This is a genomic window from Ruminococcus sp. YRD2003 (assembly GCA_900109435.1).
Classification (GTDB): Bacteria; Bacillota; Clostridia; order Oscillospirales; family Ruminococcaceae; genus Ruminococcus; species Ruminococcus flavefaciens_G.
Genome location: FNZT01000003.1, coordinates 610774 through 634963, shown reverse-complemented (window position 1 = coordinate 634963; position 24190 = coordinate 610774). Strand labels below are relative to the sequence as shown.

13 protein-coding genes are annotated in these 24190 nt (G+C 44.8%); 9 read left to right on the top strand and 4 right to left on the bottom strand.

What is annotated here, in order from left to right; translation table 11 throughout:
- The first annotated feature begins 97 nt into the window (after window positions 1-97).
- The 3 genes from BMX22_RS02855 (at window position 98) to BMX22_RS02845 (ending at window position 5682) form a co-directional block, all read left to right on the top strand.
- Window positions 98-3508, top strand: coding sequence for a dockerin type I domain-containing protein (locus BMX22_RS02855; protein ID WP_074740466.1), 3411 nt, complete (start codon window positions 98-100; stop codon window positions 3506-3508).
- A 526-nt stretch (window positions 3509-4034) separates the two neighbouring features.
- On the top strand, window positions 4035-5111 hold the full coding sequence (locus BMX22_RS02850; protein WP_074740464.1) for a suppressor of fused domain protein: 1077 nt from the start codon (window positions 4035-4037) through the stop codon (window positions 5109-5111).
- Between the two features lie 199 nt (window positions 5112-5310).
- A complete protein-coding gene (locus BMX22_RS02845; protein WP_081349033.1) occupies window positions 5311-5682 on the top strand; it encodes an aldo/keto reductase in 372 nt (123 codons plus the stop codon).
- Window positions 5683-5741: 59 nt separating this feature from the next.
- Here the strand turns inward: BMX22_RS02845 and BMX22_RS02840 are convergent, their stop codons facing one another.
- A complete protein-coding gene (locus BMX22_RS02840) occupies window positions 5742-6125 on the bottom strand; it encodes a hypothetical protein (RefSeq protein WP_074740462.1) in 384 nt (127 codons plus the stop codon).
- A gap of 707 nt (window positions 6126-6832) precedes the next feature.
- Between BMX22_RS02840 and BMX22_RS02835 the strand changes: the two genes are divergently transcribed.
- From BMX22_RS02835 to BMX22_RS02825, 3 genes are all read left to right on the top strand, one after another.
- Window positions 6833-10450, top strand: a complete 3618-nt coding sequence (locus BMX22_RS02835) for a dockerin type I repeat-containing protein (protein ID WP_074740460.1) — start codon at window positions 6833-6835, stop codon at window positions 10448-10450.
- Window positions 10451-10959: 509 nt separating this feature from the next.
- On the top strand, window positions 10960-15369 hold the full coding sequence (locus BMX22_RS02830; protein ID WP_074740458.1) for a hypothetical protein: 4410 nt from the start codon (window positions 10960-10962) through the stop codon (window positions 15367-15369).
- Window positions 15362-18208, top strand: coding sequence for a transglutaminase domain-containing protein (locus BMX22_RS02825; protein ID WP_074740457.1), 2847 nt, complete (start codon window positions 15362-15364; stop codon window positions 18206-18208). Before BMX22_RS02830 ends, BMX22_RS02825 begins: the two co-directional genes overlap by 8 nt.
- 326 nt (window positions 18209-18534) lie before the next feature.
- On the opposite strand, the gene BMX22_RS02815 is transcribed toward BMX22_RS02825, so the two are convergent.
- Window positions 18535-19515, bottom strand: a complete 981-nt coding sequence (locus tag BMX22_RS02815; RefSeq protein WP_074740453.1) for a hypothetical protein — start codon at window positions 19513-19515, stop codon at window positions 18535-18537.
- 383 nt (window positions 19516-19898) lie between these two features.
- On the opposite strand from BMX22_RS02815, the gene BMX22_RS02810 reads away from it, so the two are divergent.
- Window positions 19899-20561, top strand: a complete 663-nt coding sequence (locus tag BMX22_RS02810; protein WP_074740451.1) for a hypothetical protein — start codon at window positions 19899-19901, stop codon at window positions 20559-20561.
- A gap of 205 nt (window positions 20562-20766) precedes the next feature.
- On the opposite strand, the gene BMX22_RS02805 is transcribed toward BMX22_RS02810, so the two are convergent.
- Together BMX22_RS02805 and BMX22_RS02800 are read right to left on the bottom strand one after the other, a co-directional pair.
- Window positions 20767-21678, bottom strand: coding sequence for an LURP-one-related/scramblase family protein (locus BMX22_RS02805; RefSeq protein WP_074740449.1), 912 nt, complete (start codon window positions 21676-21678; stop codon window positions 20767-20769).
- A gap of 13 nt (window positions 21679-21691) precedes the next feature.
- Window positions 21692-22195 (bottom strand): hypothetical protein, encoded by a 504-nt coding sequence (locus BMX22_RS02800; RefSeq protein ID WP_074740447.1) that lies wholly within the window; start codon window positions 22193-22195, stop codon window positions 21692-21694.
- Between the two features lie 227 nt (window positions 22196-22422).
- Here BMX22_RS02800 and BMX22_RS02795 point away from each other — a divergent pair, with 227 nt between their 5' ends.
- On the top strand, window positions 22423-23379 hold the full coding sequence (locus tag BMX22_RS02795) for a phosphatase PAP2 family protein (RefSeq protein ID WP_074740445.1): 957 nt from the start codon (window positions 22423-22425) through the stop codon (window positions 23377-23379).
- Window positions 23380-23403: 24 nt separating this feature from the next.
- Window positions 23404-24051 (top strand): CatA-like O-acetyltransferase, family 3, encoded by a 648-nt coding sequence (locus BMX22_RS02790; protein ID WP_074740444.1) that lies wholly within the window; start codon window positions 23404-23406, stop codon window positions 24049-24051.
- Window positions 24052-24190: the final 139 nt, after the last annotated feature.

Sequence of the window (24190 nt, the reverse complement as noted above, 5' to 3'; positions counted from 1 at the left end):
AAATTCTCAAAAAAATTGATTGACAAACTCGCAAAAACGTATTATCATATTACCATATGTGTATTCACATTTAATATTTTTTAAAGGGGTAAAAGGAATGAAAATCAAAAAAACATTAGCGGCGTTGTCTGCAATAGCAATGCTTGCAAGCAATCCATCGATTTCTTCAGGTGTCGTATATGCAGAAGAAATCACTGAAAATCCCGAGATCGTCTATGGTGATGCTAACTGCGACGGCAAGACTACGGTGGCCGATGCAACGTCAATTCTCCAGTCTATCGCAAACAAGGATAAGTATAAGCTCTCTCCGCAGGGAAAAATCAATGGCGATATAATTGATCCAGGTCAGGGAATTACAGGTATCGACGCTCTCGCCATTAAAATGGCAGATGCAAAGATACTCAGCTTCGCTGATTTCCCCATGACTTCAGAGCAACTTGAAAAACTTCTTCACGGCTCTGAGGATTCGGAACATGAACTCGTTCCTGTTTCCAAGGAGCAGGCGGAAGTAATGAAGGATAACGTCCTTCTTGTTGTTGATAAGGACAGCAATGAGTTGTTTGTTTACGGAGACATGAATGGTGATAAGAAGCTCGATGCATCTGATGCAGCTGCACTGAAAAAGCGTATTGCTGACAAATCCGCATACAGCATAATAGCGGATCTGGACGGCGATAACGATGTTGACTCCGATGATGCCGAAATGCTGAACGGCTTCCTTAACGATTCAACCGCTTTGTTCCCTGTGTATGCTCAATACGATTCGGATGCAGACGGATTGAATGACTACGTTGAGAGCGTCGTCCTTAAAACAGACAGACTTGATGCTGATACTGACAAGGACAATCTCACCGATTTTGAAGAAACATTTGTAACCGGAACAAATCCTACTGTTTCTGATTCAGCAGTAAAGGGCACCCTTGATTGTGACGCTGATATTGACGAAGACAAACTGACAAACAAGGAAGAGATCAGCCTTGGATGCAACCCAACCAATAAGGATTCCGATTCAGACGGTTTAGATGACGGATATGAGGTAAACGAATTAAAAACAAACCCTACCGATAAAGACACAGACCACGATGAATTATCGGACTTTGAAGAAGTAAAACTTGAGCTTGATCCTCTGAAGGAAAAGTCAAATGGCGTGGATATGGACAGCGAGAGAATCATCAGTCAGGTCATTCCGGCTGACTCTCCCATTTTCAGTGATGTCAATACCGAAGGAAATGCCTATGAGCTGTCGGTCACGATCAATGCTTCCGGATATGCTAATAACAACTTTTCTGTTGTTGAAAGCGGAAACGCGTACGTTTTGCAGAATGGTTCCGCACTGGGCTTCACTCCGCAGTTTTATTACAATGAAGATTTCAAGGTTGAAAGCATTACGCTCAATTTTGCAATCAAAGAAGCATATAGAGACAATATTCTCCCCTATATGAACTACCGCTTGTACGGCAATACCGAAACTACTTATGAGCTTCCTGAAGAACTGGAAGGAATAAAGCGCCTCAATGTATTTAGGTATTTTAAGAATATCAACATTGCATTGCCGATAAACACAGAATATGATGTTGATACTAATACAGTATCAGTTACGATCGATACATTCGAGACAGACGAAGATAGAAACTCTCTGGGATTAGGTTCATATTCACTTGTTGACCTTGAACTGTGGGGCAAGATGATGAATGAGCAGGCTGTTGAAAAGACAGCAAGCTCAGACGAAGATTCAGAGTCCGCGGAAACGATAAAGTCAACTGATACTGTCTCAATAAATGACGACAATCAGGTTCTCAAGAAAACCTATACCATTGACACTGAAAAAGCCCAGAACATGGATTGGAGTCTTATCAATTCGAATCTCCAGACCTATACAGAACGAATGAATGCTTCTTCGGGTACAGGATATTCGAGCATTGCAAGTACGATCACAAGATGGAACGGTCATAGCTATGCATATTTTGAAGATAGAGATGCATTCTTTGAGAAAAAATCAATTATAGAAGAGTGCCAGAAAAAGGGTGGCTATATTTTTACGATCGATTCCCAAAATGAGTATAATCAGTTTGTAAAGACTATTGATGGCAAGAAAATAGTAATGGCACCGGGATTGTTCCATTTTGGTAAAGCGTCAATACTAAATGATCTGCCTTTTATAATGGGATCATATTATTTACCCAATGGTGACGAAATTGTTTTCCAGAAGAATGAAGAAAATACTTTTGGCAGTTTTTATTTTGACGGGTCACAGATACCTAATTATGTTCATTTCAGAATAAGAACAACAGCTCCAGTTGGTGAAAGTATTCCTTGCGGTTATATCTGTGAATGGAGTTCCGATGGTAAGATAACAGATCCAACTTGTCTCCGAATAGGTGGCAGACCCTATGCTTTCCTTGATGCACCTCTTACAGTTAACGGAACTACTGATTCTGATCACGACGGCATTTCGGACTGGAACGAGATTGATCATGATACGATAGCTAAGCTCACAGGAAGTGACGAAAATACAAGCGTTTCATGGAATATAGTGAAAAAATATGCAAACGATAACAAGCTTAACGGAAAACAGGGAATGGCAACTTCCAAAACAGAGCTTGTATGCACAGGTGATGCAGAATTAATTCCGACCAAGACAAATCCTGCTGATGATGATGGTGATAATGACGGTATTCTTGATAACGTTGACCCCGAGCCTGATAGCAATTACAAAACAAAATATGTGTACGACGATAAACCCAAATATGTGATAACCGATACCTTTGAAGACATTAAAACAAACGATAAATGTGAAAAGTTAGCAAAAGAAGCAGATGCAACATGGAAGAGTGATAGGTCTTTATTTGATTATTTCGAAAGCAATTATAATCGGGCGAATTATACATGCTTTGGTGGTAGAATAGCAGGTCTCAAAAATGCATCGTTATTTCTCGATCATTTCCTTGATAACAATGGTGAGGATCTGAACTATGATGCAACTCAAATAGTTAAAAAAACAGATTTGGGACAAATAGCCTATTGTGAAAATGTAAACGAGATTATAAAACTCTGTGAAGATACTGTTGATGAAAAATGTGAGCTGAATTTAAAAACCCCGTCATACGTTATATTAGAAGGTGCTAAGTTTTCAACAAATTCTGATTCGAACATTCTAGTGGATGTTTTTAAAAACAAGGATGATAGGAAAAAAATTACAGTAGATTGGCAGTATTCTGTCGGTGATGTGGATGCCGCGATTTCTGTGAATTGTAAGAAAAACGGCGATACATACGAAGCAACAGTGAAGTATTATTTTTTGGATTATTATGACTGGGTGCCAAATTCTAAAGCTAAAGGCGGATTAGTCACTGACGGAGAAATGTATAATCTTCATGCAGCTGGATTTGCAAAAGAATATTTGTCAATCGGATTGTATGAAAATAAGATCGAATGGAAAAAAGGGGAAAAGCTGTTATACAAAGGAGACGATTTGATAGTTGGCAAGATAAAATCGGCTAAAAAGTGATGACTGTCTCTGCGACAAAATGAAAAGTACAAAGCTGTGATAAAAACGGAGCGGCACAAAAATGTGTCGCTCCGTTTTTTACATAAGTTGAATATAAATTAGACTTGGGGCCTGTCGGCGACATGTAGGGAAAATGAACAGCGGGGCATCACCCCGCTGCTTTTTGTGAGTATGTAGATAACCTATCACATCTTCCTTTTGACCTTCCCTTCAAAAGCAATAATCATTTAAACATATTTGCAGCAAAAAGTCACGGATAATGCGTTATACAGGATTAACAAAGATTAATGTGCTGATTTGTATGTGTAACTGAAACTTGGATGAAGGCAAAGCCGTGATATTGACTTGTACATGTCAGAATGATAAAATAGATTATATAAAGCGTTTTGGGGAGTTTTGATATAAATGGAATAATCTTGTTTCATCAGCACTCTCTGACTTCGTTATGTGCGGCGCTGAGATGTCACTTAGCGCTAAAACAGCTGCTTTATGATAACCAATAAGAATATAGCAAAGGAAAAGAAAAATGAATACTGAATGGGTATGTGAAAGTGAATCTCCGGTTTGTGCCGGTCTGACTGCAGCGGTAGGCAAAGACGAAAATGCCTATTATCTCTATTTGATGGCACCGCCTGAACAGGGAGCGAATGTGCTTCGGATACTTTGGCTTTGCAATCGCCGTCCGGCTCCGGAAACAATGACTGCTGAAGGAACCGGCTCGCTCCTTATGCCGCGTGAAAATGTAAAGCATGATCCCGCGGGTATTGAACTTGACGATGGCTCTCTGAAGATCGGATGGTACGCGACCGGCGATAGTCCGATAGTATGCGATAGTCAGGGAGTTCTCGGAGCTATCCCGCCGTTTGCGGGACTTCATGATTTCCCCGGATTCTCAAGGTATGTGAACGGAATGCACCGGTATGGATGGCAGATGCGTCCGGAAGATGAAGAATCTGTCAAGTATTATCTTAAATCAGCTAATGATCAGTGGAGACTTACGCTTAATGAAGACGGCTGGAACGTTGTGGATAATGCTTTCAAGCAGGTATATCAGGTCTTTGCCGGTCAGCCCGAACACTATCTGTGCCTTGATCAGAATACATTTCCGCATAAACGCCTCTGGATGGGGAAAAAGAATGATATATGCTATGATTTTTCTGTCGGTATGTCTCAGGCAGAACTGCCCGGAGCGCAGATTTTGTTCGGCAGAGATTATCAGCAGTATGCCCGAATGGAACTGGGTTTTGCATGTCTCGAGCAATTCGAAAAACTTGCTCAATTTATGCCTCCTGTCTTCGATATGCTTATGAGAATGCCATGGGAAGAACGCGATTTCCTCGGACATGGTCATACAATTGATTTTGACAGGATAGGGGGATTTGCTTCACTGCTTCTGGTTGATCCGTCTCAGGTGCCCGGGCTTGCAAGTCCTGTAATGCCATCATTCCTTGGCACAGCGCCCCGTTTCCACTGGATCATCCCCATCACAGAAGCAGAAACAGCTTTTGTTCGTGAAAACAGTATAGAAATGCTCCTGAAGCGCAGCTGGATGGCGGAACTGATGCACGTGTTTGACGGCAGTCCTAAATTCCTGGTGAAATAAAAAGTGACTGCAATATATTCAGTAGCAATAATGAAAGGGGGCTCACTATGAGCCTCCTGTTTTATGGCAGTTTTCATTATAAAAAGATGCTGAAATAACGTTGACAAAAGTATGTCCTTCTGATAATATCAGGATAGATATGCAGCGTGATAAAGCACTTGATTGGCGACATAGCATTCTAATTTAAAGGAGAATAGTTATGCAGCAGTATACACTTTCAAACGGTGTGCAGATCCCGGTGATCGGATTCGGCACATGGCAGACACCTGACGATGAGACGGGAATTCGCGCGGTAAAGACCGCATTGCAGCTCGGCTACCGCCACATTGATACGGCGCAAGGGTATAAAAACGAGGGAGCAGTTGGCAAGGCGATTCTGGAAAGCGGAGTCTCCCGCGAGGAGATATTCATTACGTCGAAGCTCGATAATCCCAATCACGGCTACGACAACACAATGGAATCCTTTGAGCGTTCGCTTCAGATGTTGGGCACTGATTATCTGGATCTTTTCCTGATACACTGGCCGAATCCCTTGCAGTATCGGCAGGTATTAAATCAGAAAAACGGTTGAAGCATATTCTGCTTCAACCGTTTTCTTTATTCGGTCAGTGTTTAATGCGACATTGAAACTCAGGTTTGCTCAAATGTTACAGTATGAAAATAGTCCATAATCACATTTGTTCCATTGGCATCACTATAATTTCCGGTTGCCGCTGGATAGAGTATCAGATCATTACCATCCTTCTTTACATATGCATAAAAGTTCCAGGATTGCTGTAATTCTCCGTCTGTTGCAATTTGATTTTGTCTATCTTCCTTGGATGAATAATAGAGATAGGCTTTTCCTGTTCCGTCAGAATTGAACTTGAACTTGATACCATGGTTTTTTAAGTTGTCTTTTGTTGCTTTTTCTTCACTGCTTAACTGTAGATCGCCTTCAACGTATCGGTTGGTCAATTTCAGATACTGAGCAGATATCGTGTTGTCAAAATTGATCTCACCTGAAAACTTCATTTCACCGGCTTTGTAGTTTTTAGTAGTTCCGTCAACAGGGCAATTGGATTCGTTGAGTTCTTCGACCCAATCATCCAGATCACAACGGTGACAATGTTTCCTTTTCCAGCCCGCTACTCTATCATACTAAAGCGAGCATCATGGTGCAGATGATCGACATCATTTTTCTGATCGATTTCTTGAACGGTTTCTTCATAAATACTCCTCCTATACTTATGTCAGATAGTTCTGCTATTTGGGGTGCTGCAGCTTAGAGAAAAATCAAACTCGAGTACGAGTAAATTATATCACTTGCTGCGTAAAATTGAAACATGATGTTTGTCACGAAAACTGTTACAAATGTCATCGTTTTACATCCAAACTTGTATTTATCAGGCGATATAAATCAGCTGTGTTGCATGCATGGATGGAATTGATATGATCATATCCTAAATCTACTGAGGTTTATTATGCATTGACCAGGCGTGCAAAAGAATAACGTCATAAATCCCGATATTATTTGGAACGGCTTTTATGAGAATGTTGAGTGCGGAAAAACGAAATTTGTATTGGGCTATTTATCAAAAGTACCATATAATCGCGGGCGGAAGATACACGGAATCAACAAAAATGAGCAAATACGTTGCCGGATTTCGTTTGCGTCATTGACAAAAGAAATAAAGAATGTTAAAATTAATACATATTTTTTAAAATTTGGAGGGTGTCAGATGAAAATCAGAAAAATCATAGCGGCTTTGTCTACATTGGCAATGCTTGCAAGTAATCAATCTGTTGCGGTGAGTGTCTCGTATGCTGCAGAAGCTATTGCGGAATCCAAAATTGTTTACGGCGATGCAAATGAAGACGGAAAGGTGACTATCAGTGATTCCGTTGCTATTCTTCAGTTTATTGCAAATAAAGACAAATACCATTTGACTGCAAATGGATTAAAAAACGCAGACTGTGTCGACCAGGACGGAATAACTGGTATGGATGCTTTAGCGATTAAGCTTATCGATGCAAAGATGATATCTGCTGAAGATCTGCCGATAACGGCGCAGAAAATTCATAACTGTCTTGAAAATGCAACTGTCGGGGATAGTGACGTTCCTGTATTTGATGGTATATACACGTTCGGAGTATACAATTCTGAAACCAATACTATCGACATTCAATGGTTTGTCAATGATAATGTCAACTCGGTTGAAATACTGGTATCTGATGACAACGAGAATTACATTACCTCAGCCAAAGTCGAAAATGCATCAAGCTACAGTTACGAAGTCAAAGAACCATTTGATACAAAGTTCTTCAAGGCAACATATATCGATAATAACGGAAAGAAAGTCGAGTCTTTCCCGTTCTTTGTAACCGCTAAGGACGATACCTATGTTACTGATTTCTTTGACTCTGATGAAGACGGTGTTGCTGATATGGTCGAGTCGGTTTACGGAAGCAAAATCGACAGTGCAGATTCGGATGAAGACGGACTCAGCGACTACGAAGAAATATACATCACACAGACAGACCCGACCGTTCGTGATTCGTTTAAGAAGGGCATTTCCGATGCTGATGCTGACTGTGATGAGGACGGCATAAGCAATCTGTCTGAGATAAAATATGGAATTGACCCGCTCAGAGAGGATACGGATGGCGATCGTCTCTCTGATCTTGTAGAGATTAATGAGCTCAAGACAGATCCGCTCATCAGAGATACCGATGAAGACGGATTGACCGACTATGCAGAATGCAAGATGGGGCTTGATCCTCTGAAGCCGAAAACAGGGGATGTTCCCGATGCAGAAGCGGTTATTCAGCAGGAGATAGACACGGATTCATTTGTGCTTGAGGCTGTCAACGCCGATGCCGACAATAAGGCTTATAAGCTTTCAGTAGACATCAAAACAGCAGGCTTCGCGGAAGAAGTCGTATCAGCTTCCAAGAGCAGATATACAGCCGTTATAGATGAAGAGGCTGTAATCGGTGATATTGTGGATATTGCTGTTGCCGACGGTACAGAGCCCGAGTCGATGAGTATCAGCTTTACTGTTGATGATGAGTACAGGAACAATACTATCGGAACATATAAGGGACTTGAAGGCATAAAGCGTTTAACTGTATTCCAGTACAACGAAGATATACATATGCTCATTCCTATGGATACAGAGTATTCGGAGTCGGACGGCGTAGTATCCGCTGAAATCGACGGGACGGGTACGTACTGCATTCTGGACTCTGAGCAATGGTTCGATTCGCTCGGAATAAAGCCCGAGCAAGCCGTAACAGAAAGCGCTGAATCGGCTGATACCGAGAGCATTGTGATGTCTTCTGTGGCGGATGCGGTTATAGGAGATGAGGTCTCATTAAAAAGGAACGAGCCGTTTGACCTGTATTTTACTTTACAGAGATCGGGAAAAAACGGAGAAGAGAATTTCCTGTACCAAAAGGAAATGATCCATGATATTGCAAGCTATCTTTTCAAATACTATGATGATGCTGTGATACACGTCATTCCGTATGATGTTGAGAATAAGCTTCCTAAATTAAAAGCAGACTCGGATACTTGTGATTTCACAAATATAATTGAACTTGATGAAGCTCTTGATAAAATCGAGTACAGTACAGAATTAGGGCCTGCTAACAGATTCGTTTCATACATGCTTGCTGAAAAAGAGATCCAAAATACTAAACCATTTACCACTGAAAATATGATGAGTGATTATAGATGGATTGTTATTAATCTTATGAACTCGGAGACAATGTATGATACTTTAACTTATGGTAATTGGTGTGACGCTGTTTTTGTCAGAGAGGATATTATGAGGGGAGGAGCATTCTTTGGAGAGGTGTATTATCAAACTCCCCCTGACTCAAGACTAAGTTTTGAGATTGATAGCTGGGGTATAAGAAATCCCGGAAACAATGGCGGTATATACCACGTTGATGGACTTGATACAGGGTTTGATACTGAGACTAATTATGATGAGGTGCTTGATTTCATTGTTAGGTGCGTCAGAACGTATAATAACTATAAAGCGCCAAGTGACGCAGGCAATATCAATGTAATGCTCAGAGACAAACTCAGTCCTGATTCTGGTATGGATACGGATAGGGATGGAATTAGCGACTGGGATGAGCTTGACAAGAACTACGTAAATGTCAATCCCGATGGCACATTTAGCTTTATGACATATAATGATGTGTTCGAGAGGGCGAATATCAGCGTTGGAAAAAATGATGAAATGGTACCTATAAACTGGCAAGACACTCCTTATGGTCCTCAGCTTGAAGATTACTATAACAACAGTAAGCTGGCTATATGGATTTCAAATCCTCAGTTAAAGGATACAGATTTCGATCGTATCCTTGATGTGGATGATAATGCTCCGTTTGATCACATTGATACTCATTTCCAGGTTGTAAACGACTATTCAAAAGTTACATATAGGCAGCTTTTGTCAAATGAATATGAAGATGTATATGAAAAAGCAAAAGAAGAAGCACCTAAAGACAGAATCAACCCAGGACTGGTAGATACATCAGCACAGTGTACATTTGCAGTTCTTTTATTGATGGATGCATTGGCTTGTACAGATGGTATTAGTCGAGCCGTTGGATTCGATCAAGGTGGTATCACATTAAGTTTAGATAAGAAGAATATCTCAAGGTATTTGGATGCAAGAGGAAGCGTCCCTAATGCTGTAAAGGCGCTTACTCATTATTTATGCGCTAATGGTGAAGATTTTGAATTTGAAAAATATCCTTATGCGATTGCGATGACAAATAGGGGGCGAAATAAGTATTATGATAACATGAATGCATATTTTGATATGGTTGAGAAGAATACCATGATAGGCAATACGTATAATTTTTCAACTGTCAAGGACATTAATAAACCAGAAGATAAGGAGGATAAGTGGGGGAGACCAGAATGGAAGTGTGAATTCCATGGGGAGAGTGCATATAATATTAATGCTTTTGCAGATTGGTGGCTGTCTTTTGGCGGCTGCCAGACAGCATTATCCTCAACGGTCTATTGTCATAGGAATGATAATGGTGAAATCGTATACACATCAAAAATAAGATACTATGCGCTCGATGTCTATGATTTTGAAAATGATACATTAGAAAAAGCACTTCATAGATTGAATAATACTGGTTGGGGTAGAACATTTATAAGCTATGGATGTTATGAAACCGAGATCGAATGGGTCAAAGGTTCGAGGTATCCAAAATTACCTCACGAAAATGAGGAGAATTGTAAAACAGTTGAATTTGAGGGAATAAATGATCCTAATTTTGAAAAAAATAAAGAAGCGGCTGAACTTTTCTATCTGTTGGTTTGATAGGTTATACGAATCGAATGTATGAAGAAATCCCGGGCACTGCCCGGGATTTTTGCGTTATGAATAATTGGTATGAGCGAATTTATCTGTCGGAGAGCGACTGCGTGAAGCTCAGGCTTGATATCAAAAGAGGGGTGAATTTGATATTATTGTAGAATATGCATAATCAGATCGCGTAATATTTGTATATCATTAACATAAGCTCTTGCTTTTTTGACACCTGATCTTTCGCGTAGAATAGGGAGTTTCGCACGATGTATATACGAATTGTATATTTTGTGCAATAGTTGACAAAATGAGATTTTTGTGATACTATGATACGAAACGTTGGGTATACGTTTATATGAAATGCCACGCCTTGGATTGCTTCCCTTAGCTGGAAATGCGGGTTGCCGAACCATAATCTTATGGTTCATACACGGTAACTGCGAATCCGCCAAAGGTGGCTCCCATTATGCGGCAAATATTAATTGGAAGGAATGAAATGATTGAAACTTTCAGGACGCAGTTTGAAAAAACAGAAAAAAGCATTGTCTGTATTTCTCGGCTCGGTACTGGTGCTCAACACAGCAGCTATGATAGGTATCAAGGCAAGCAGTGTTTCACCTGTAGAAGCAAGTGCGCTCAGGAACGGTATCATTGAGAAGGCTGTTGCATACCTCGGCACAGAAAAGAATGCCGACAGCAGCTACGGCGACGATCGCCTTGTCAACGATACTACGGAAACGCTTATCGCTCTCAGAGCCGCTCAGAAGGAAACAGACCCGAACAGCGAGACATGGCTTACGGACAATATATCCTTTGACAACACAGATATGGTCGCAAGGCTTTCGGCGGCTTCTGCCAAGTCCGAATACCTCAGCAGGCTCGAGTGCAAGCAGAATGCAGATGGCGGCTTTGGTCTCTATCCCGAATATGCGAGCGATGTGCTTGATTCCGTACTCGTGCTCGAGGCAGTGAATGATACTGCCTACACAGGAGGCGACATCTCGGGACTTGCTATCTGCGAATTTCTTGTGAATTCAGCAAATGAGAACGGAAGCTATTCCTACACTGAGGCAAGCGACAGTGACGAAGTACTCACCGCTATGGTAGTATACAATGTCGGCAGATTCCTCACTAAGAATAATTATGAACTGACAGTTCTCGATGCTCCGCTGACATACCTTAAAAACAACGTAAGCGATAGCTACGCGGATGAAGACATAAAGAAAACACTTTACAAGCACCTTGCAATGCAGGCGATGAATGAGGAAACCGACCCTATGGAGCTCGTCAGCAATATCGGCAAAGCCGAAAAGACTGACGGCAGCTTTGCAGAGGATATTGAAACGACATCGGTTGCGATAAGGCTCCTGCAGTCCCTTGAGCTTGAAAACAGACTTGTTGTAACTGATTTTGAATCCGAACTCAGCGATACTGAGGGTACCAGCAACAGCTCGAATTCCATCTCCGTCAGCTCTGTAATAGAGTACACCAGCAACTATGACACTGAGCTCGATGTTAAGATAACAGCATTCAGCGGTGAAACTCCCTTCTATGAGAACACTGTAAAGGCTTCGTGTCCCGCGGACGGAACGAGCGTGAATGTTGCTTCGGGCGAGTTTGTACTTGCAGAGCCAGACGGTTCTGATGTGTATGTGCTCGCAGAGCTCTTCGACAACGGCAAGCTCGTAAAGAGTCAGAAGTTACCGATAGGTATCACAGCCGTTGAAGCCAAGCACTCCACAGAGATAACAGACCTCTCCGTAGAGCTCGACACCAATACGGCTGTATCGGGTGCAGAGATCGAGGTCGGAGTATCGTATGACCTCCTCTACGCGACCAATGTTGACTACGATATCACGATGAAGACTGTTGTCACAAAGAGCGGCAAGGAGATAGCATCAAAGACTGAGGAAGCCGTTCTCACTCCGGACAGCAGCGACCTTAAGGGGACTCCGCTCTCATTCACTCCCGACACGACAGCGGCAGGCGTTTATGATATCACCGTAGTATGCATCGACGGTGATAAGGAAATCTGCCGCAGAAGTACGGAGTTCAGAGTCGTTGAGGCTCCCGTTATCGAGGAAAAGACCTCGGAAGAAGAAAAGACTCAGTTCGAGGTAACATGGTTCGGCCCCATACTCAGCGACTACTACGTTTACGCAGGAAACGAGACTGAGATAAACGCAGGCGCAGAGGTCAACTACTTCTCCAACGGCGAGTTCAGCGGAAAGATCGAAATGAATGTTTTCAAAAAGGACGAGCTCGTTGATGAGACTGAGTTTGATATCACACTTGAAAAGGGCGAAGTTACATACTTCGAAGGTAAGGCTGAATACCCGGTCTTCAAGAGCGGCGACAAGCTCTCATTCACTGTAAAGAACGTTGGCGAGTATACCGTAAATGCAAAGCTCTACGACGCTGAAGGCACTCTCATTTCCGAGGGCAAGCGAGTTCTGAAGGTCGTTGACAGACCTGTTCAGGACCTTATCCTCAACAGTTCCGTCAGCACTGAAAAGAAAGACATGGTCGACCTCTCATGGAACGACATCAGCAACGACGCCGAGAGCTACAGCTATCAGCTCTACAGAAAGACCAACAGCGAGAAATGGGAGCCCCGTTCGATATGGAACGAGGAGGAGCATATCAACGTTCTCAACGTTTATCCTGCTTCCCCGTATCTTGCTGAATGGATGACCACTACTATCAGCAATACCGAAACTCCCGCAGGCAAGGGAATATTCGATATTGATTCCGTTCATATCCCCACATTCAATTCAGACCCCAAGAGCTATCTCCTTGACAGCGAGGGCAACTGGAAGTACGATGTTATCTTCTTCGGCTCGTCAGACTGCAACAGCGGCTATGACCTTAACGAGGAATCGCTTGCAGTCACCAAGGAATTCGTTGCAAGCGGCAGAGGCGTCCTCTTCGGACACGATACCATCTGCGGCGGTTCTGGAAATATGCTCGAGCACCGCAAGTTCAACAAGTTCGCAGAGGAGGCGGGACTCCTCGTTGCTACACCTCAGCCCGAGGTATGGTACAGAACAACATCTGTATCGGTAGTAAAGCTCGGTACTCTTACAAACTATCCTTGGACTATCAGAGGCGACCTCACTGTTCCGAACACGCATTCGACAGGTCAGTACCTCAACGGCGCTGATGAGTGGATAACTCTCAACGCTACAAAGCGTCCTCACCCCGAGACAGGCGGACTTGACAACTTCTACCTCTCAACATACAAAAACGTCGGTATGATACAGACAGGCGACAGCAACGGTCAGGCTTCCGACGACGAGAGAAAGATACTTGCAAACACGCTCTTCTATCTGTATCAGATCTCACAGCAGACAACAGCAAAGGACGCTTCGTTCTATGATGTTGACGCTCCCGATGTTCCCGAGGTGCTCTCGACATCGAACGAGAACGGCAAGGCTGTTCTGAATGTACAGACAAAGGACAATCCTACAGATTACGAATACTACATCAGCGCTAACCCCATCAACAGCACTTCCGACAGAGTTCTCTCAAACGTGAGAAAGCACACTGCATTCGCTGACCTCGCAGGCTTCGTTGTCAAAGTGGACAGCAGTGCCGAGCCCAAGCCCGAGCTCATCGAGCGCGGCGAGAACGGCGAGGATATCCTCGATATCGTTCCTGCCGACTCCAAGGGCAAGGCTGTGCTTGAGGCGGTTCCTACCGATCTCTCGCAGAAGCAGTACATCCACGTATTTGCGGTAGACAACGCAGGCAACATCAGCGATGAAGTGATACTTCCCTTCGCGGAGGACAAGTTCATCACCGACATCGACACAGACAAGAAGCTCTACGCTTACGGCGAGAAGGTCGCTATCGATGCAGAGACGATATCCGCACCATTCGGCAGAACTGCCGACATGGCAATCGAGATATACGACGAATTCGACCACAAGACAGCAGAGCTCGTCTCCGCAAAGGATCAGGTGCTCAATGCTGACGTAAAGCTACTCAGCAATGCCGAGTGGATGATACCTCAGGAGACTGAGGGACGCTACAAGGCGGTCATCAACTGGCTCAGCAACAATGAGGTCATTGCTTCGGCAGAATCCGAATTCAAGATCGCGAATGAGCAGAGCGTAAGCAACCTCATCATCAGTGACAAGAGGTCGTATTCACTTACCGACCCGATAAATCTTTCAAATACCGTATCCAACAACAGCAAGGCAATGACAGAGAACGACCTTGTCCTCAGCGTTGTCGTTACCGATAAGGACGGCAATACAGCCGCTTCGTTCAGGCACGACCTCAGCGCCGTCGAGCCTGCAGGCACATTTGACATCTCAGACGCACTCAAGCCCGGCGATCTCCTTGACGGCGACTACAAGGCAACAGCAACAGTTACACAGGGCGAGCTCGAGCTCTCGTCCGACTCCGTTGAATTCACAGTCGAGAGCGATGTTACATCCTTCACTGGCAAGCTTGATCTCAGCGACTCGAACGACAAGGGAACTGCTGATTTCTCCGTTAAGAACACAAGCAGTTCCGACGCTGAAAATGCAGTTGTATCAATAAAGGTATACAAGGACGGCTCGTCCGAACCCGTATACACCTATTCCGATACAGTTTCTATCACAGCAGGTGATACATTTACAGGAAAGACAAGTTTTGCTCTCGCAGATCCGAGCAGCGGCAAATATTCGGGCGTTCTCAGCATCGAGTACAAGGACGATAACTCCGACCTCGACTATGACGGCTTCGAGAACACATACGAGACCACAACTACCGTCACAACGACTGCTGCATCAACGACTGCAACGACTACAACTGTTGCGGCAACAGAAAATCCCAAGACAGGCGACAGCGGTATCCCGATATATATGTGGTTCATAAGCACACTCAGTCTGCTTGGTCTTGTTACAGTAAAATTGTTAGGAGGCAAAGAGAATGAATAAGCTAAAGATAACAGCATTTGCGACAGCAGTTTCACTTATCTGCTCTATCGCGGTTTCTTCTTCAAGTCCTTTGCCTGTACTGAAAAAGAGCCTCGGCAGCAGAAACAGCAAGTACAGCAATGTTTCGGCTGAGATAATCTCCGCAGAGGAGACAGAGCCGCTCTATGACCGCCTTGAAAATGCTTTCAGCGATAATGACACTGTAAAGCTCGACAGGGTATGCGATGAGATAATCGCAGAGATGAACGCTACGAAGCAGGCAGTCGAGGCTTACTCGGCTGATATCAGCGAATGGGCTGACGACGAGATTATCGAGCGTCAGCAGAAATACGAGAACGAGGTCAATGTCAGATACGCTCAGACATCCAAGGCGATAGAAGAACTCAGAAACGGCATTGATACCGAGAAGAACCTCGCTATCCTCAGCGAGAACGTGGAATCGCGTCCCGAGCATAAGCACTCCGATGCTATCCCCACTACCGAAGGCTCCGCTGACAGCTTCGAGACTGTCGAGCTCGACGGGGAACTCGAAGAAGCTCCGATATATTCCGCTCCGCCTACGGACAACGACCTCAAGCTCGAGGGAGAGTCCGAGACTGCAGAGCTGTTCAAGTATGTCGCTGATTCACTCGGCGATGCAAACAGCATATACCTATTTGTCAAGAACAACTTCAAGAACGAAGCGTATTCGGGCTCGAAGAAGGGTGCTGCCGCAACTCTTGCGCAGAACGGCGGTAATGACATGGATCAGGCCGCTCTGCTAATCGCTCTGTTCAGAGCAAAGAATATCCCCGCAAGATATGTTAGGGGCAATGTATATATCACAGCCGAGCAGGCAAAGGATATCACTGGCACCGATAACATGACAGCGGTAGGACGTATCCTTGCGACAGGTCACAGGAACGTCAGGGCTGTTACAAATAACGGTAATATCACAGGCTTCAAGATGGAGCGCACATGGGTCGAGGCATATATACCTTATACCGATTACCGCGGAGCAGGCAACCAGTCGGGCGACGCAGTATGGGTACAGCTTGACCCGAGCTTCAAGAAGCTCGAGGCTAAGATCGAGTCTATAAAGGGTGAATACTCTGAGGATGATCTCGCTCTCCTCGAGATGATAAACAAGAACAACCAGCTCGATGGCAAGGCTCAGGTCGCTGCACGCGAGAATATCGAGTGTCACTACCGCAAGGTGGTCGAGACAAGAGACACCTACATACCCGCTTCTCTTCCCTACACTGTTCTGAGCGTTGACGAGCGTTACAGCTTCATCAAGGACAGCGATAAGGATATGGTTTCCGTCTATATCGACGGCGAGAGCCTGATGAGCCTCCCTGTTTCCGAGCTCTACGGCAAATCCGTGACTGTATCGTATGAGCCTGTATCGGATTCCGATGCAAATGTGCTCTCACACTATGACAGACTTGTTGATGTGCCTGCTTACCTCGTAAACGTTGCTCCCGTAGTAACAGTAGGAAGCAAGAAATACGAGCTTGAGGATGATGAGCTTTCGTGGCTCTTTGAGACTCAGCTCGGAACAGATCACCAGCTGAACACTGTTATCAGGAATTGCGGCGGTACAACGGTGCTCGATGACAACATAATTGCAGGTTCCATGTATGCCATTAACCTCGATCTCCAGTCAATAACTCCCGACGAGACAAAGGCGGCATACCTCAGAATGCAGGATGCTCAGGAAAATTACGAGCCCAAGAACATGGTAAGCCATGACGAACTCGGAGCATTCCTCGATTATGCAGGCAAATACTACTTCTCGATGTGCGATGTTCAGGAAGACCTGTATGCTTCAATAAACAATATCGACGTAACCAAGCGCCTCAGTCTTGGAATCACAGGCTACAAATTCAGCAAGAGTCAGACCTTCGGCATAACAAGGAATCTTGATTTCGGTTCTTTCTTTATTGATGTTGCATACGACAACAGAGCTGCTATAAGCCTTGACGGCGATGCTCAGGCAGAAAAGAACTTCATGCTCGCATGCGGTATGCTCGGCTCATACTATGAGGGATACATCTGGCAGGAGCTCGTTGACAAGGGCAACACCTCAATATCTACCATATCCGTTATGAACGAAGCCGCAAAGAAGGGCGTGAAATTCAGATATCTCACTCCCGCAAATGCGGAGAAGGAGCTTGAAGCTTCAAATATCACGAGTGCTGTCAAGGACGAGATACGCGATTTCATCAATCAGGGACTTTATGTTGAGCTCGTGCCTGAAACGATCAGACTCGGAACATGGGAAGGTACAGCGTATATTGCCATAGATATGAAGGACGCATCAGCTTCGTATATGATATCTGGCGGCAATGCGGGCGGTTCGTCGATGGAATTCGAGAACCTCTTTGAGCTCAATAACAGCCTGTTCCTTACGAACTGGGAGCTCGGAGCAATCAACTTGCTTTCGAGCGGCAAGGACCTTTGCAGCGGTGTTGCTGCTTTGGACCTGAAGGACCTCGCAAAGGGACTTTATGGAATCGTAGGCGCTACAAGCATGCTCAGTGACGCGCTGACGATGAGATATTCAAACTATGATTATATTTTCGCTTTTGCAGAAGCAGAGGACGAAGATGCTGTAATGTTTGAGTATAAGAAGTTTACATTGGTAAATATGATAGATACTCTCGCCAACGTTGCTTGTACTGTATTAGACCGTTTCGGCGATGCAGGCGGACTTATCTCGGCTAAGCTGGGTATGATCTATAATGTTGCCAAAAAGACAGTTGAACTTGTATATGATAAGGACAGACACTTTGAGTTCAGTGATATCTATTCAACTGTATGGGATTATCTCGGAGTATTGCTTGCAAAGCTTTAAACAAAGGCTTTCGGGCAATGCAGCTTAATATGCGGAAGGCAGCGGTATCGTTTGATGCCGCTGCTTTTTTCCGCGTTCCATACCGTATCTAATTTGTAACACATACACAGTTTAAAAAGCTCTGTATTCCCTATTCTTCGGGGAGTACAGAGCTTTTTGTTTTTGTGATAGCTTTGAAGATGATTAATTTGACTTATGAAAGTATGAACGAGGATCATGTGCCTGTTTTTATGAGTATTATGCGCTTTTTGCAGAATTGTATTGACTAAAATCCTAAAGTCTGCGGCGAACCCGATCATATATATACTTTGATCCAAGTTATTTGGTCACTCTTTATGCTTGTTTATTTTGATGCTCCATATGACATTCCCGTTTTCCAGATACCTTGTGATCATATTGGAATACGCTTCGGGAAGTAATTCAGCATCAAGGCTTCTTCCTTTGCTGTCGGGTATCTCCGCGATACGGTGTGCATCGGCTTGCTCCGCATCCAAGAGGGATATATCGTCACCTGATACGATGTAAAATCTGCCCGAATGGTAATGACCGTATACGAAAATGTCTTCCTCAGTCGGTCCGTAGATGATCGTTTCTTCTTTGATAGTTCCTACTTTACCCATCCACGGGAAACCGAGCTGTGTTTCTGTGTCTGCAAGCGCATTGCAGAGTTCCTGCACAGTTTTGTTCATATTGGGAACAGCTCTGAACGGAGAGAATGATGAATTGAACGGATCGTTGCCGCTGCCGATCGCCAGGAACACAATGCCTTCAACCAGCAGAAACACTCCAATGGCGATATTGGTGCCAGAAACCGAAGTCATGATCGAATAAACAATGGCTGCGATCCCTCCGATCACCATAGGAACTGCGGTGATACGAAAAATCAAGGATATTATCCACTGAAAGCGCAGTGTGACCGCACGGCTTGCCGAAGCCGAATACATTACGATCGCTTCGATCAGAAGCAGTGTTGCTATACATATCCCTCGTTCAATACCCTTCGCTTTCCATATCGCAAGCACACCTGAACAGTTCAGCACTATACCTGACGCTATCAGCAAAATGTCAGAACAGCGCTTCACTCCTTTCGCCTTGCATCTGTTTATGACAGCTCCCATACGGAAAAAGCCGACACAGAATAAAAATGCCGAAATGCCAAAAATGGTCCAGAATAGAATATTCATCTTTTTCGGCAGCATGATTATCAGTCCATAGGAAGCCAAAAGGCACAGGAGGTCTATTGTTAGTTCTGCACGATCTCCCGATCGTTTCTTTAATGCTCTGATCTTTTCTGCGACAATGCCCATACTTGTTGCTCCTTTTGTCGGAATCGGTAATTTTTAATATTATACCATAGGTATGCCATAAGTTCAAGATAAAAGAAGGAAAAGCTGTGCGGAACGGAATGTAAAGGCAACACCGCACAAAGCCCGCCTGAAGGCTTTGTACTGGATATGCTTGCATATTTTCCGTCATCTTGCACAGAAATTCCTTGACATACGTGAGTATGCCTGCGGAATTTCTAAACAATCTGACGAAAAATCTTTCAGCGCATCTCCAGCACAAGCTTTGTGCGGTATTGCCTAAAATAGCCGTTACGCCTTGCAAACGATGCGAAGATATGTTATAATAGACCCAACCGCTGTTTGATGTGTGAAGATGCAGCGTAAAATACAAGGAGAATACTGCGATGAAAAACAGAAAATGCCCCTCCTGCGGCGGCGAAATGGAACTGTCTTTTTCTGATAAATGTCTGGTGTGTCCTTTCTGCGGCACCCATATTGATGCTGAGATAACAGATGACGGCAACGGCGCTCTGCTGGATACAAAGATGTTCGATATCCTTTGGGACATCAAGGCACTGAAACAATATGAAAATGTCGTGACCTGCCTTGACTCGTTCTGCTATTGCCTGAACAGTCTGAAAAACGCTGACAGCGTGGCAAAGTATATCCGCACCGCCCTTATCAATGAAGAAGATGTGGCAAGTGAGGGTATCAACCAGCACAGGCTCGACAAGATAATGCCGAAAATTGCCGAGCTTCTTGATACGGACGAGCATATCATCGTGTACGGCGATGACGGTCTGTTTGCAAGAGGAAAATGCTTTTTCGTCGTGACGGACAGACGCAGTATCTTCATTGACGGCAAAAAGAAATGCTCGTTGCTTCACAGCGATGTGACAGCCCTCCGACTTGCTCCCAACGGCGGTTATCCTCGCTGGAAGGTGAACAATCAGGACGCACAGTATATCTCGGGTATCGGTGCGAAATACCGCCTGCAAGGTGCTGTTGCAGCGCTCATCTGCCTTTACGCAGGACAGCACAGCTCTGAGAAGATCAAACTGATGTAAAAATACAGAGGTCAGAACAATGTGTCCTGACCTCTTTTTATTTAGAACTTGTCTTCATAAGATTTGTGCGTGGATTTTTGGCAAGATTTTGATGAGGTCAAGGCAAAGATCCGCAGGAATGCTGTCGCATTTCAAAGATCTTTAACGAAGACATCAGCGAAAGATTGTCAAAAAGATGCGTGCAAAGGCTTGTGAAGACAAGTTCTTAGTGACGCCATGTGGAATCCTTGTCTGAAACATGGTCACAGATGACCGCAAGCGCGATGACAATATCCTGCACGTCCTCGTCCTTGATGCTGATGCGGTAGCAGTCCGACCAGTGCGCCTTGTCCTGATCGACGTGAGCGACTTTCCTGCCGCCGATCTTTATGTCGTAGTCAATGCCCATCAGGTCGCCCATGATACGCAGTTCAGCGCCGTTTACCGTTCCGCTGACTTCGGGGTTCACGATGCGGAATTTCTTTTTCAGCTCGGCGATCGTCTCGCCGTTTTTGACAAGGACATATTCGTCCATTATCTTCGCTATCTTCCGCTTCAGCTTCAGCACTTCTCTTCCGTCCTGCTGAATGGTGAAGCTGTGGCTTGTGATATCGCCTTCAACATGGAACACCACGTTTTTCTCCTGATCGAACACGTCAAATCTCGGTTTGAGGGAGAAAAGCTTTTGCTCCATATAAAGCGAGATCGGCTCGCCCGTTGCGGTATTGGCAGGCATCGCTTCGTCAGTTATTGTGATATATTCACCGCTTTCCAGCTTTTTGATGACCTCCAGAAGCTCGTCTACGGCTCTGTCTGCAAAGGAGTTTTCCTCGTCCTTGCTGCCCATTATCAGCTCGGCTTCCATTTGCGCCGCCGTCACTGTGCTGTCCGTACCGTCCGTGCCTATCTTGCCCATGATTATCTTGTCCTTATGCACCCGAACGAAAATGTCATAGTACGGTGTGGCGTTCTTGTACATGACCGACTGCGTACCGAAAATATCGCCCATTATCGGTGTGCCAAAGCTGACCTTTATCGCCGACAGCTTTTCAAACAGATCTTCATTCGTGAATCCCTTCACGTTCTTTACGCTGCCGAAGCCCATATTTCCGCCGCCTGAAAAATCAAAAAATCCCATAATATCTCCTTTCTCAGTCGCTGTATCTTGTACTGTCCGCCTTATCGGAAACATGGTCGCAGATGACTGCAAGCGTCACAGCGACTTCTTCTAATGTACTGTCAAATATCATCATCTCATAGCTGTCGCGGAAACTGGCGTTTTCCTGTTCGATACGGCAGAGTTTGTGACCTCCCACCAGAATGTCAAAGTTGTAGGACTCATAAGCGACTCGTATCTCAAGGCTCTTGTCATAGACATTCCCTGACAGACTGCGGAAAAGTCCCTTTTTGATATGTGCGATCTCCTGACCGTCCTTTTCTATGGTGTATTCTGCAAACAGCTTTGCGATCTTCTTATGAAGCACAAGCACTTCATTCTCGCCCTGACGCACCGAAAAGCGGTGTCTTGTCACATCGCCCTCTATGGTGTAGACCGCATTCTTGCCGTCACGGTACGCATGATACTGCGGCTTCACAGCGCTAAGCGACTGTTTCAGATACATCATGTACGGTTTGTTTTTCTTTGGCTTTTCCATTTGCTATGCTCCTTATTCCGGGATCACACCTATTATACCATAGCAAAAATGAAAAAACAAGGCAAAATAATCACCGTTCACCCTCTGCTGCGTTATTTATGCGAAAAAAGTTGACTTCCTCTGCTTAAAATGATATAATTAAAGGCAACACCGCACAAAGCCCGCCTGAAGGCTTTGTACGGTGTTGCATTAACATATTAACATTAGTATCTCATCGGGGAAAATTAATGAAAAAAAACTGTTTTAACCTTGTTTTCTTCTATACAGCTGTGCTCTTCGTTTTCGGAGCTCTTTTCCTGACGGGCACGTTCTGCGACGAGTCTATAGCTGCTTTCCTTTTTACGCCTGACAATACGGGGATGAAAGTCCTTACATCACTGGGAGTATACCCGTTTTTTGCGGTTTTGGTGCTTCTGTTCGGCGCTCTCTTTGAAAGGGTGTTCAGCTCACGGCTTGGCAGATCTGCTAAGTCTGCTCTTTGCTTCGTTTGTGTGCTGCTGTCGCTGCTGACAGGGGCTATCGGAGCTGACGTATTCCTCGGGAACGACTGCTTCGGCTCTGTTTTTCCCGCTCTGAACGGGAATATAGCAGCCATCTCGGCTGTGTGCATCGTCGGTGTTTATCCGCTGTTTTTCCTCGGGTTTAAGCTTGCAGGAGGTGTTGATGACAGGCTTCTTGCCAAAAGGATCATCGGGCTTATTGTGATCATGCTTTCCGCTCTTGTTACTATGCTGACGCTGAAAAATGTCTTTCACCGTCCGAGATACCGCACTGTAGTGCTCGGATATGAGGGCATCGGGTTTGTTCCGTGGTATACGCCTTTCAGGGGAGCTTCCGACTACATAAAGACCCTCGGTATCGACAAGGGGGAATTCCGTTCTTTCCCGAGCGGACACAGTATCATAAGCGTTTCCCTTATTTATATTGTACAGTCGCTGACGTGGTTCTTCCCGAAGCTCAGGAGCAGATCTGTTTGGCTTAGTGCCTGCGCCCTGATGTTCGGTGTTGTGATAATGCTTACGCGTATGGTGCTCGGTGCTCACTTCCTCAGTGATGTATCGGCTGCTGCGTTGATAGGTACGATGTTCTCGCTCGTCCATACACTGATACAGTCGCGGATCACGGCTGGCGAAGAGCACGCGGCAGAAATTCCCGATCCGAAAGTGCCTGTGACGACTGCTTGAACAACATGATCATGAGGTGACATAATGAACTATCGTAAAATAGACAAGGATAAATATTACCGCGCGGGAGTTTACCGCCATTTCACTCAGGACTGCAAGTGCTCTGTCTCTATGACCTTTCGTATCGACGTTACCGAGCTTGTTGAGTGGTCGCGCCGCAATGGTACGAAGTTCTACATCAATTTTCTGTATGTGCTCTCAAAGGTGCTCAACTCGCGCGAGGATTACCGTATGGGCTATCTTTGGCAGACTGACGAGCTCATCTGCTACGACGAGATAAACCCGACTCAGTATATCTTTCACGACGATACCGAGACCTGTACGCCCGTGTATTCCCGCTATTCGCCCGACTACTCCGCTTTCTATGCGGGGGCTCTTGCCGATATCGAGAGTGCAAAGCAGTCCCGCGAGTATCGCCTTGATGCTGCGGCACACCCGAACTGGTTCGATGCGTCCTTCATTTCGTGGCTATCATATGACTCGCTCAATATTGAGCTCCCCGACGGTTATCTCTATTTCCTGCCGATAATCAACTGGGGAAAATACCGCGAGGAGAACGGGAGGCTGCTCATGCCTGTGACCGTGAGACTCAATCACGCAGTCGCTGACGGCTTCCTTGTAGCTCTCGTATTCCGCCTTCTCGAAAAGGAAATGGCTGAACTGTGCCGATAAAAACTCCCGCTTTTATGCGCTTTACCCATACAGAAACATTACGGAGTATTTATTGAGGGAAACCCTTTTGAAAAAGGGTTCTCCCTCAAACTCCCTTCCTAAAACTTTCAATTTAAATTTTGCCCCTATGGGGTACTCT

What these genes read in the sequence shown, in the direction of transcription:
- BMX22_RS02855 (WP_074740466.1), top strand. Translation starts at nt 98, where the DNA reads ATGAAAATCAAAAAAACATTAGCGGCGTTGTCTGCAATAGCAATGCTT.
- BMX22_RS02845 (WP_081349033.1), top strand. Translation starts at nt 5,311, where the DNA reads ATGCAGCAGTATACACTTTCAAACGGTGTGCAGATCCCGGTGATCGGA.
- BMX22_RS02810 (WP_074740451.1), top strand. Translation starts at nt 19,899, where the DNA reads ATGAAAAACAGAAAATGCCCCTCCTGCGGCGGCGAAATGGAACTGTCT.
- BMX22_RS02835 (WP_074740460.1), top strand. Translation starts at nt 6,833, where the DNA reads ATGAAAATCAGAAAAATCATAGCGGCTTTGTCTACATTGGCAATGCTT.
- BMX22_RS02850 (WP_074740464.1), top strand. Translation starts at nt 4,035, where the DNA reads ATGAATACTGAATGGGTATGTGAAAGTGAATCTCCGGTTTGTGCCGGT.
- BMX22_RS02790 (WP_074740444.1), top strand. Translation starts at nt 23,404, where the DNA reads ATGAACTATCGTAAAATAGACAAGGATAAATATTACCGCGCGGGAGTT.
- BMX22_RS02825 (WP_074740457.1), top strand. Translation starts at nt 15,362, where the DNA reads ATGAATAAGCTAAAGATAACAGCATTTGCGACAGCAGTTTCACTTATC.
- BMX22_RS02805 (WP_074740449.1), bottom strand. Translation starts at nt 21,678, where the DNA reads ATGGGATTTTTTGATTTTTCAGGCGGCGGAAATATGGGCTTCGGCAGC.
- BMX22_RS02795 (WP_074740445.1), top strand. Translation starts at nt 22,423, where the DNA reads ATGAAAAAAAACTGTTTTAACCTTGTTTTCTTCTATACAGCTGTGCTC.
- BMX22_RS02840 (WP_074740462.1), bottom strand. Translation starts at nt 6,125, where the DNA reads ATGAAGTTTTCAGGTGAGATCAATTTTGACAACACGATATCTGCTCAG.
- BMX22_RS02800 (WP_074740447.1), bottom strand. Translation starts at nt 22,195, where the DNA reads ATGGAAAAGCCAAAGAAAAACAAACCGTACATGATGTATCTGAAACAG.
- BMX22_RS02815 (WP_074740453.1), bottom strand. Translation starts at nt 19,515, where the DNA reads ATGGGCATTGTCGCAGAAAAGATCAGAGCATTAAAGAAACGATCGGGA.